The following is a 9,725-nucleotide window of genomic DNA, read 5'->3' on the forward strand; positions in this document are numbered from 1 at the left end:
AATATATTTTAAGAGAATTATTGGTTTAAACTAGTAAAATTAAAAATACAGTTAAATATTAATTTTGCAAATGTTTTGCCAACATATTTATTAATGATATTTTGAGGAAAGTATATGAATTTGAAAGAATTAGTCACAGGAGAATCTGGTGATAAACAATTTTTATTAGGTAATGAAGCTGCCGTAAGAGGTGTCATCGAGGCAGGTATCTCTATTGCAGCAACTTATCCAGGTACTCCTTCATCAGAAATTGGAAATATTTTATCTGTCTTAGCTAAAGATACAAATATTTATTTTGAATTTTCCACTAATGAAAAAGTCGCAATGGAGGTAGCAGCAACGGCAGCTGCTTCTGGACTTCGTTCATTTACATTCATGAAGCATGTCGGAATGAATGTGGCTTCAGACTCATTCATGACTACTGCATACACTGGTGTAAATGGGGGAATGGTAATTTTAAGTGCAGATGATCCTTCACTATTTTCATCTCAGAATGAACAGGATACACGTAATTATGCACGTTTAGCTAATGTTCCTGTATTGGAACCTTCTAACTGTCAAGAAGTTAAGGATATGGTAAAATATGCATTTGATTTATCAGAAAAATATAATTTACCGGTTATTGTAAGAACAACTACTCGTGTATCACATATGCGGGGTGTAGTTGAATTTGGTGATGTTAAAGACAATTCATCCAATAATGATAATCATTGGAAGAGAGGTCATTTTGATAAGGATCCATCTAAATATGTGCCTGTTCCTGCATTCGCAGGTAAAATGCATGAAAGATTATGTGATAAAATCAGTAAAATTAACAATGAAACAAATTCTTCCAATTTTAATGATTTTACATCATTTGGGGACAATAAGAAGTATGGTGTAATTTCTTCTGGAAGTGCTTTCAATTATGCATTTGATGTTATTAAATATAATAATTTGGATATGGATATTTTAAAAATTGGATTTTCATATCCGTTCCCTGATGAAAAGGTATTCGATTTTATTAAAGATTTGGATGAGGTATTTATTGTTGAAGAAGTTGATCCGATAATGGAAAAAGAAGTTTTGGCTATTATTGGTCGTGAAAACCTTGATATTACTGTTCATGGTAAATTGGATGGAACTTTACCTCAATGTTATGAATTTAACTCAGATATTGTAAGTGAAGGTTTCAATAAGGTTTTAAACTTCTCAGATAAAGAAAATATTACTTTTTCAAATAGTTTAAATGAATTAAGTGAAAATATTCCTTCAAGAGCTCCTGTATTGTGTGCAGGATGCCCTCACAGAGCAATGTATTATGGGATCAATATAGCTATTGAGGAATTGGGCTTAAAAACTTCTGATGTTGTTTTTGCATCTGATATAGGATGTTACACATTGGGTATTAATCCTCCATACAATGCTGCGGATTATTTATTATCTATGGGATCAAGTGTTGGAGACGGATGTGGATTTTCAGTTTCAACAGATCAAAAGGTTGCTAGTTTCATTGGAGATTCTACCTTTTTCCACAGTGGTATTTCACCATTAATTAATGCAGTTCACAATAAGCATAATTTTGTATTAACTGTTTTGGATAATAGAATTACTGCAATGACTGGTGGTCAGCCAAACCCAGGTATTCCTGTGGATGGAATGGGTGATGAAGCACCTGAAATATCTATTCGTAAAATGGCTCTGGCCTGTGGTGTGGATTATGTCCGTGTAATCAACCCATTTAACTTGGAACAGGTTGTTAAAACATATAAGGAAGCTTTTGAAAGAGATGATACTGCGGTAATTATTTCAAAAGCACCATGTACTTTAATTAAAGGTTTAACTAAAAAACCACCTGTTAATTTCATTGAATCCAATTGTAATAAATGTGATAAGTGTGTAAACGAACTCGCATGTCCTGCCATTTCAAAAGTTGCAGGAAAAATTGAAATTGACAAGTCCTCATGCGATGGATGTGGGGTTTGTATTCAAGTTTGTAAATATGGTGCATTGGAGGTGGGAAAATGAGCTACAGTATTTACATTTGCGGTGTAGGAGGTCAGGGAATCATTAAAACCTCAGTCATTATTGGCGAAGCTGCAATGAATCAGGGTTTAGATGTTGTCATGAGTGAAATTCATGGGATGTCACAAAGAGGAGGATCTGTATCAACAGAACTTAAAATAGGTGATTTTAATAGTTCAATTATTCCGGATACTACTGCAGACATGTTGCTTTCTTTTGAACCTATAGAAACAATTAGGGGATTGCATAAGGTAAATAAGGATAGTATGATTGTATATAATACTCATCCGATTATTCCATCTTCATCAAATGACCCTTATCCAAGTGTTGATAGCATTACAAGTGCTTTAAAAGAGAATTTTTCCAATGTACTTCCTATTGATGCTACTGATTTGGCATTGGATGCTGGAAATATTTTGTCTTTAAACATGGTGCTTTTAGGTGCTGTAACTGCTGATGATAAATTTCCTTTATCAAAAGAGTCAGTTATAGATGCAATGAAAAATAATTTGCATCCTAAGTTTCATGAGTTAAACTTGAAGGCCATTGAAAATGGATACACCTCAATCAAAGGTTGAACCTCTTATGTTTAGATTTGGAAATTCTCGAACAAAAATGTTAAATATTTATATATTATTATGATTAAACCTTTAAACAGATAGAAAAGTGGAGATATTATGGCTTACCAAATAGATAATGCTATTGTAAAAAAAGATAAGGATGGAAAATTAACACTAATTGACCCCGAAGGTCATTTTTATGATGAAGATGCTTTCATAGCAATTAAAAGTGATGATTTAATTACAATTCAACTTTTAATTAATAGTATCTTAAACAATGATTTTAAAAGTTGGAGGGAGCTTGGTTTGGTTCCTGAATCAGAACCTGTTAAAAGTTTACTTCCACGTTTAGGATACTCCAGGGAAGATATTGCTCATTTATTGAAAGAATTTTAATTCTTTTAGTAATTTTTAACTTTTTTTTTTTAAAATTTAGTGATTTTAGATTTACTGTTAAAAAAATAGTAAAGAAAAGATTTAAATCTTTTCTATGTCTTCTTGTTTAAGGATTTTTGTATTATTTTTCTCAAATACTTCTAGTGCTTTTTCAGTGTCTTCCACTTTCATGGCCACAATAGCTTCATCCATTTCATTTCCTACAAATGCATAAATATACTCTAAATTAATATCAGCATCATCCAATAGTGCTAATGTTGAGTTTAACCCATTTGGTTTGTCAGGAACTGTTGCTACAATTACTTTACTTTCTTTTACAATGAATCCATCATCTTCAAGTGCTTTTGTAGCTTTTTCAGTGTCTGATACTATTAATCTTAGAATTCCATATTTGGTTGTATCTGCAACAGATAATGCACGTATGTTTATTTCTGCTTTTGCTAATGTATCAATAGCTTTTCTGATTCTTCCTTCTTTGTTTTCGATAAATACTGAAATTTGAATTGCCATGTTATCACCTATAATTCTCTTTCATCTATTACACGAACAGCTTTTCCTTCACTTCTTGGAAGTGATTCCGGTTCACATAATGTAACATCTACTCTTAATCCAGTTTCTGATCTGATTGATGATTGTATCTGTTTTTCTAATTTTTCCATTTTTCTGATTTCACTTGAGAACAATTCTTTTGATGCTTCGACCTTAACTTCGACTTCATCAAGAATATCTGGTCTAGTTACGTGTATTAAGTAGTTTGGTGTAACTTCACTAACTTTGAGCAAAGCTTTTTCAATTTGTGATGGGAATACCATAACACCTTTGATTTTTAACATGTCGTCACTTCTTCCAGTGATTCTTGTCATTCTGACGGTTGTTCTTCCACATTCACATTTTTCATCAATTAATGAAGTTAAATCTTTTGTTCTAAATCTTAAGATAGGCATTCCAGTTTTGGTAAGGGAAGTTAATACTAATTCTCCATTTTCGCCAGGTTTCAGTGTTTCTCCAGTATCGGGGTTTATTATTTCAGGATAGAAATGATCGTCTTGTATGTGCATACCGTTTTGCTCATCACATTCCTGTGCAACTCCGGGACCCATTACTTCAGTTAATCCATAGATGTTGTGGGTTTTTATCCCAAGTGATGTTTCGATTCTTTTTCTCATTTCATTTGTCCACATTTCAGCTCCATGAATTCCTATTTTTAAATTAATGTCTTCTAAGGAGATTCCTGCTTTTTCTCTGGATTCACCGAGATACATTGCATAAGAAGGGGTACAAGTTAAAATTTCACTTTGGAAATCTACCATTGTATCTAATTGTCTTTGTGTGTTTCCGGCAGAAATTGGTATTGTGATTGCTCCCATTTTATTTCCACCGTGGTGTATTCCAAATCCTCCTGTGAATAATCCGTATCCATATGCATTTTGGATAATATAATCTTTTTCGGCACCGGCCATTTTTAATCCACGTGCAATACATTCTCCCCAGACATCAAGGTCATTCTGTGTGTATCCTGTTACGGTTGGTTTACCTGTGGTTCCTGATGATGCGTGGATTTCTACAATTTCTTCACGTGGAACTGCCAAAAGTCCAAGTGGATATGCTTGCCTTAAATCACTTTTTGTTGTAAATGGTATTTTTTCGATATCTTTTAAAGTTTTTATATCTTCTGGTTTTAATCCAATTTCATCAAATCTCTTTTTATAAAACTCTACATTATCATATGCCAACTTAACGGTCTTTTGTAATCGTTCAAGCTGAACCTTTTCTTTTTCTTCTTTATTCATACATTCTGCTTTTTCATCCCAAAACATATTAATCCCTATCTTAATATTTTTTATACATTTATAATTGGTTTTTCATACAATATAAAGATTTTTTAATTGTACAATTGTGTGCTATTCTTCAAAAATGTTTAAATAGGTCTTATTCATTGCTTTTCATTGTTTAAAAATTCCATATATATACTCAATATTATACTTTGATGAATTTTTTAATGAAATAGTTTAAATAAATTAGATAATATATAATAAATTAATAATGATTTATTATTATTAGAGGTTTATTTATGGACGTAATGATTTTAGCTATTGTTTTTATAATCTATATTTTTGCATTAGTTTTTGTAGGTTATTATGCATACAGAAAAACTAATTCCTCTGAAGATTTTATGATAGCTGGTAAAGATACTCATCCATTTATCATGGCAATGAGTTATGGTGCTACTTTTATCTCGACGGCAGCTATTGTAGGTTTCGGTGGAGTTGCGGGTGAATACGGAATGAGTGTTTTATGGCTGGCATTCTTAAATATTATTATTGGTGTATTCATCGCATTTGTCTTTTTAGGAAAAAGAACCCGTAGAATGGGTCATGCTTTGGAATCCTTAACATTTCCAGAGTTTTTAGGAAAGCGTTTTGATTCTAAATTCATTCATTATTTCTCAGGATTAATTATTTTTTGTGCAATGCCATTATATGCGGCTGTAGTTTTAATCGGAGCTGCAAGATTTTTAGAATCCTCACTTTTAATTGACTTTAGTATTGCATTGCTCATACTTTCCATCATTATTACATTCTATGTATTATTTGGAGGAATCCGTGGTGTAATGTATACTGATGCTTTGCAGGGAACTATTATGGTAATTGCAATGATATTTTTACTTGTGTTCGTTTATTGGTTGCTAGGAGGAGTTACGCATGCAAACACAGCCCTTACAAATATGGTGAACTTATATCCTGCAGAGGCCACGGCCACGGGAGGTACGGGATGGACGAGCTTCCCGACTTTTGGAACTACGTTCTGGTGGTCACTTGTATCATCTACCCTTATTGGTGTAGGTATTGGTGTACTTGCCCAACCGTCATTGATTGTAAGGTTCATGACAGTTAAATCAGATAAAGAATTAAACAGGTCTGTTTTAATTGGAGGTATTTTCATTGCAGTCATGCCAACAACAGCTTATATCGTAGGTTCATTATCAAACGTTTATTTCTATCAGAAGTTAGGTAAAATAGCTGTAGATGTTGTTGAGGGAAATATTGATAAGATTATCCCTACATTCATCACATCAGCATTGCCTGAATGGTTTGTATATATCTTTTTATTATCCTTGATTGCAGCTGCAATGTCAACAATATCTTCACAACTGCATACACAGGGAACAGCTTTCGGTGTGGATATTTATGGTACAATTAGAAAAAAATCCAAACAAAAATTAGACCAGGTTTCCATTTCCAGAATAGGTATTCTAATTGCAATTATTTTGGCTTTGATAATGGCATTTTCATTACCTGGAAGTGTAGTTGCACTTGGAACAAGTCTGTTCTTTGAAATCTGTGCTGCTGCATTTTTACCAGTATTTTTAGGTGCACTATACTGGAAAGGAATTACAAGGCTCGGAGCTATTGCAGGAATACTATCCGGAACATTGGTAAGTTTATTCTGGATGATATTTGTATTTAAAAAGACTGCTGTAGGATTAGGCATTTGTAAATTTATATTTAGCGCAGATACTTTATTGCCTGCTGCACCATGGCCATTTATTGATGTAATGTTGATAGCTGTGCCGATATCTGCAATACTTACTATTGTTGTAAGTTTACTCACCAAACCTCCGGCTGAAGAGGTTATTGATAAAGCATTTTCTAAAATAGATACTAAAGGAAGTGATGCATGATGGCGGTTTTTGGTATTGAAGATCCATGGATTTGGGGAGTATATATTGGAATTATTTTATCTACACTTTTATGTGTTGGTTATGGTATTGTAAACTGGAATAAAGGAGATTAATCTCTTCTTTTCTTTTTTTTTTTAAAGATATTATGAATGCAAATCATGATGAAAGGATATTCACCAAACCATTTTTCCTAATTTTTGGAGCATTATTGTTCACTGCTCTTGTGATGTATGCATTGATGTCAACCGTTACGGAGTATGCAACTTCAATGGGATCATCCGCCACAATTGCAGGACTTGTATCTGGAATATATGTTTTTGGAGGACTTTTGTCAAGAATATATTCTGGAAATGCTCTTGAAAGGATAGGGTGGAGAAAAATAGCATTAATTTTCATGTCCATTCATTTTTTAGCTTGTTTCTTATATTTTTTTGTTCATGATGTTAATTTTCTTATAGTTGTAAGATTTATTCATGGAGTTGGATTTGGAGCATCTGCAAATGCAATTGTTACAATAGCTAGTGCCATACTTCCTGAAAAGAGATTTGGCGAAGCATTTGGATATTTCATGTTGGGAACTACTATAGCTATTGGTTTAGGTCCATATATCGGAGGTTATCTTTATGATAATTTTTCTTCTTTTGGCTGTTTCATGGCTGCTATGGTCTTTTCAGCTATTGCATTAGTTTGTGTCTCTTTAATTGACATCAATAAATATGATTCAAAACGTAAATCAGATAATAGGCAAGAAAATAATTATTCATTTTTAGAAAAAGTTTTTGAGATTAAGGCGATTCCAGTTTCTTTTTTTACTGCATTGACGGCTTTAGGTTATGTTTCAATCTTGTCATTCTATAGGCTGTATGCAGTTGAAGTTAATCTGGTTGATGCATTTTCATGGTTCTTTATAATCTATTCAATCTGTCTGGTTCTGTCAAGGCCGATTGCAGGTAGAATTCAGGATAATGGTGGAGATTTGATTGTATGTGTTGTTGGAATTGTTGCACAAAGTATAGGAATTTTTTTAATTGCATTTTCTCCTTCATATATTACTGTTTTTATTTGTGCTGTTTGTTTGGCTATGGGTTTTGGAACTTTAAATTCTGCATGCACCACTATTGTTACAAGAAATTCTCCTGAAAATCGTCGCTCTTATGCACTTTCGACATTTTTCATTTTCTGTGATGCTACAATGGGTTTTGGGCCAGCACTTTTGGGATTTTTTGTATCTCCGGCAACAGGTTATGCTCCGTTATATTTCATAGCTTCTTTAATTACATTGTTTGCTCTTCCAATTTCGATATATGTATTAAGGAGGAACTAATTTTGATGAAACTAAATATTTGTCCTTATTTTTAGTTAAACTAAATATTTAATAATTAGTTTTATATATTACTTTTTTATAAATATTAATGTAGTGATTTAAAACTTTTAAATAGGGGATGTTTTCATGGCAAGAAGAACAAAAAGAAGAAGTACAAATGCTAAAAAAGAAGAGGAAGTTGCACAAGAAAAAATTGAAACAGCTATTGAGGAAGAAGAAGTAATTGATGAAAAAGAGGAAGTAAAAGAAAAAGAAGTTGTAAAGTTAAATTCTGTTGAATCATTCGCTTATGAATGTATGAAAGGTATTTTTGTTGGCGGATTCATGATTGGCGATTTATTAGGCTTTTATAAGAAAAAAGATTGTGATGATTAATATTAGTTAACTAAATTTAAGTTAAACTAAATTTAATCTTTATTTTTTGATTTATTTGAGTTAAAATAAGATAATTTTGAATATAAATTTTTATAAATTAATATTAAATTCTATAGACATATTTGGGGCGAATCACTTTGAAACTAAAGAAAAATGATCCGGATTTTTTTCACATTTTCAATAATTTTAACAATCATGAAATATTGGAACATGTTTCAATATCCAAAAGAACTAGATTCATAATAACTTTAACCACATTAATTACAAACACATCAAAAGAAAAATATGCTATTGCCGTTCGCGATGCACTTGATGTATTAACTCCTTTAGAGATTAAAGAGGTTTTGTACCAATCCGTTGCATATGTTGGTCTTGGAAAGACATTTGAATTATTTGAAATAACTAATGATGTTTTGAAAAGAAATGGGGTTGACCTTCCTTTGGAAAGTATTGCAACTGTAAATGCGGATAATAGGTATGAGAAAGGTTTTGAAATTCAAAAGAGGTATTTTGGTGATGAAGTAATTCAATCAATGATTGATAACACTCCTGAAGGTCAGGAAAGGTTCAATGACTTTTTAGCAGGATACTGCTTTGGTGATTTCTATACGAGGGATGCATTGTCCGACCAGGACCGTGAATTGATTACATTCTGTGTACTTGCAACATTGGGCGGATGTGAAAATCAGTTAAGAGGCCATGTTTTGGCTAATTTCAATGTAGGTAATGAAAAAGAGATTTTAATTGATGCATTAACTATTCTCTTACCTTATATTGGTTTTCCAAGAACATTAAATGCATTAGCAATAATAAATGAATATTAATGCATATAAGCATTAATATTTAAATTTTAAAGTTTCTTCAACAGCCATCATGTTCCTGAATTCGGCTGTTGCATCATCCAGATAAAATATTCCCATTTCCCATCCGTTTTCTTTATAGATGGCTGCAATTTCTGGCATTAGTTCGAAGGTCTTTTCAACGAGTTCGGGATTTTTATCTGCAGTTGCAGTTCCGTAATATCTTATGAATTTGTCTTTTTCTGGATTTAGTGCTACAATTTCTATTTTTGGGTTTTCCTGGATTTGTTTCCATACTTCCTTGAATGTTCCTACTCCGAAGTATATTTTATCGTCAATTAGCATATGGAATCCTAAAGGTCTACATTTCGCCTGATCGCCATCTATGCTTGCAAGGAAAAATACTCCTGCTTCCGTTATGAAATCATCTACTTTTTTAATATCTGACATTTTATCACCCTTATTCTTAAATTGGAATATTATATTATTTAAATCTTCATCTTTAATTTTATTGTAAATCATTTGATATTATCAGTTATCATTTCTTTTCATTTTCATTTTAATAAGGTTTATTGATTTATTTT

Annotated in this window: 11 protein-coding genes; 8 read left to right on the top strand and 3 right to left on the bottom strand. The window is 32.2% G+C overall.

Annotation, left to right across the window (positions count from 1 at the left end; translation table 11 throughout):
• Positions 1 to 114 precede the first annotated feature (114 nt).
• The 3 genes from iorA (at position 115) to ACKI3Q_RS09890 (ending at position 2,960) form a co-directional block, all read left to right on the top strand.
• Positions 115 to 2,007 carry an indolepyruvate ferredoxin oxidoreductase subunit alpha gene (gene iorA / locus ACKI3Q_RS09880; RefSeq protein WP_407416423.1) on the top strand — a complete coding sequence of 631 codons (1,893 nt, stop codon included), beginning with the start codon at positions 115 to 117 and terminating at the stop codon, positions 2,005 to 2,007.
• Positions 2,004 to 2,582 (top strand): indolepyruvate oxidoreductase subunit beta, encoded by a 579-nt coding sequence (locus ACKI3Q_RS09885; RefSeq protein WP_407416424.1) that lies wholly within the window; start codon positions 2,004 to 2,006, stop codon positions 2,580 to 2,582. Before iorA ends, ACKI3Q_RS09885 begins: the two co-directional genes overlap by 4 nt.
• Positions 2,583 to 2,681: 99 nt before the next feature.
• Positions 2,682 to 2,960, top strand: coding sequence for a hypothetical protein (locus ACKI3Q_RS09890; RefSeq protein WP_407416425.1), 279 nt, complete (start codon positions 2,682 to 2,684; stop codon positions 2,958 to 2,960).
• An 81-nt stretch (positions 2,961 to 3,041) separates the two neighbouring features.
• On the opposite strand, the gene ACKI3Q_RS09895 is transcribed toward ACKI3Q_RS09890, so the two are convergent.
• Together ACKI3Q_RS09895 and ACKI3Q_RS09900 are read right to left on the bottom strand one after the other, a co-directional pair.
• The gene (locus ACKI3Q_RS09895; protein ID WP_407416426.1) at positions 3,042 to 3,470 is read right to left on the bottom strand and encodes an amino acid-binding protein; all 429 of its coding nucleotides are present in this window, start codon (positions 3,468 to 3,470) and stop codon (positions 3,042 to 3,044) included.
• A gap of 8 nt (positions 3,471 to 3,478) precedes the next feature.
• On the bottom strand, positions 3,479 to 4,777 hold the full coding sequence (locus tag ACKI3Q_RS09900) for a phenylacetate--CoA ligase family protein (protein WP_407416427.1): 1,299 nt from the start codon (positions 4,775 to 4,777) through the stop codon (positions 3,479 to 3,481).
• Positions 4,778 to 5,031: 254 nt separating this feature from the next.
• On the opposite strand from ACKI3Q_RS09900, the gene ACKI3Q_RS09905 reads away from it, so the two are divergent.
• The 5 genes from ACKI3Q_RS09905 to ACKI3Q_RS09925 all read left to right on the top strand — a co-directional run bounded on the left by ACKI3Q_RS09905 (position 5,032) and on the right by ACKI3Q_RS09925 (position 9,165).
• Entirely contained in the window at positions 5,032 to 6,642 is a 1,611-nt protein-coding gene (locus ACKI3Q_RS09905; protein WP_407416428.1) for a sodium:solute symporter, read from the top strand.
• Positions 6,642 to 6,755, top strand: coding sequence for a symporter small accessory protein (locus ACKI3Q_RS09910; protein WP_407416433.1), 114 nt, complete (start codon positions 6,642 to 6,644; stop codon positions 6,753 to 6,755). Before ACKI3Q_RS09905 ends, ACKI3Q_RS09910 begins: the two co-directional genes overlap by 1 nt.
• 32 nt (positions 6,756 to 6,787) lie before the next feature.
• Positions 6,788 to 7,966, top strand: a complete 1,179-nt coding sequence (locus ACKI3Q_RS09915; RefSeq protein WP_407416429.1) for an MFS transporter — start codon at positions 6,788 to 6,790, stop codon at positions 7,964 to 7,966.
• 126 nt (positions 7,967 to 8,092) lie between these two features.
• Positions 8,093 to 8,341: a hypothetical protein gene (locus ACKI3Q_RS09920; RefSeq protein WP_407416430.1), complete on the top strand. Its 249-nt coding sequence runs from the start codon at positions 8,093 to 8,095 to the stop codon at positions 8,339 to 8,341.
• Between the two features lie 137 nt (positions 8,342 to 8,478).
• Positions 8,479 to 9,165 carry a carboxymuconolactone decarboxylase family protein gene (locus tag ACKI3Q_RS09925; protein WP_407416431.1) on the top strand — a complete coding sequence of 229 codons (687 nt, stop codon included), beginning with the start codon at positions 8,479 to 8,481 and terminating at the stop codon, positions 9,163 to 9,165.
• Between the two features lie 12 nt (positions 9,166 to 9,177).
• Here ACKI3Q_RS09925 and ACKI3Q_RS09930 read toward each other — a convergent pair whose 3' ends face one another.
• Entirely contained in the window at positions 9,178 to 9,663 is a 486-nt protein-coding gene (locus ACKI3Q_RS09930; RefSeq protein ID WP_407416432.1) for a pyridoxamine 5'-phosphate oxidase family protein, read from the bottom strand.
• Positions 9,664 to 9,725 lie beyond the last annotated feature (62 nt).

Origin of the sequence: Methanobrevibacter sp. (genome assembly GCF_045636185.1) — an archaeon.
In the GTDB taxonomy this organism is placed as follows: Archaea; Methanobacteriota; Methanobacteria; order Methanobacteriales; family Methanobacteriaceae; genus Methanocatella.

Bases quoted from the DNA above. Each gene is read 5' to 3' on its own strand.
- iorA (WP_407416423.1), top strand. From the start codon at position 115: ATGAATTTGAAAGAATTAGTCACAGGAGAATCTGGTGATAAACAATTT.
- ACKI3Q_RS09885 (WP_407416424.1), top strand. From the start codon at position 2,004: ATGAGCTACAGTATTTACATTTGCGGTGTAGGAGGTCAGGGAATCATT.
- ACKI3Q_RS09890 (WP_407416425.1), top strand. From the start codon at position 2,682: ATGGCTTACCAAATAGATAATGCTATTGTAAAAAAAGATAAGGATGGA.
- ACKI3Q_RS09895 (WP_407416426.1), bottom strand. From the start codon at position 3,470: ATGGCAATTCAAATTTCAGTATTTATCGAAAACAAAGAAGGAAGAATC.
- ACKI3Q_RS09900 (WP_407416427.1), bottom strand. From the start codon at position 4,777: ATGTTTTGGGATGAAAAAGCAGAATGTATGAATAAAGAAGAAAAAGAA.
- ACKI3Q_RS09905 (WP_407416428.1), top strand. From the start codon at position 5,032: ATGGACGTAATGATTTTAGCTATTGTTTTTATAATCTATATTTTTGCA.
- ACKI3Q_RS09910 (WP_407416433.1), top strand. From the start codon at position 6,642: ATGGCGGTTTTTGGTATTGAAGATCCATGGATTTGGGGAGTATATATT.
- ACKI3Q_RS09915 (WP_407416429.1), top strand. From the start codon at position 6,788: ATGAATGCAAATCATGATGAAAGGATATTCACCAAACCATTTTTCCTA.
- ACKI3Q_RS09920 (WP_407416430.1), top strand. From the start codon at position 8,093: ATGGCAAGAAGAACAAAAAGAAGAAGTACAAATGCTAAAAAAGAAGAG.
- ACKI3Q_RS09930 (WP_407416432.1), bottom strand. From the start codon at position 9,663: ATGATTTACAATAAAATTAAAGATGAAGATTTAAATAATATAATATTC.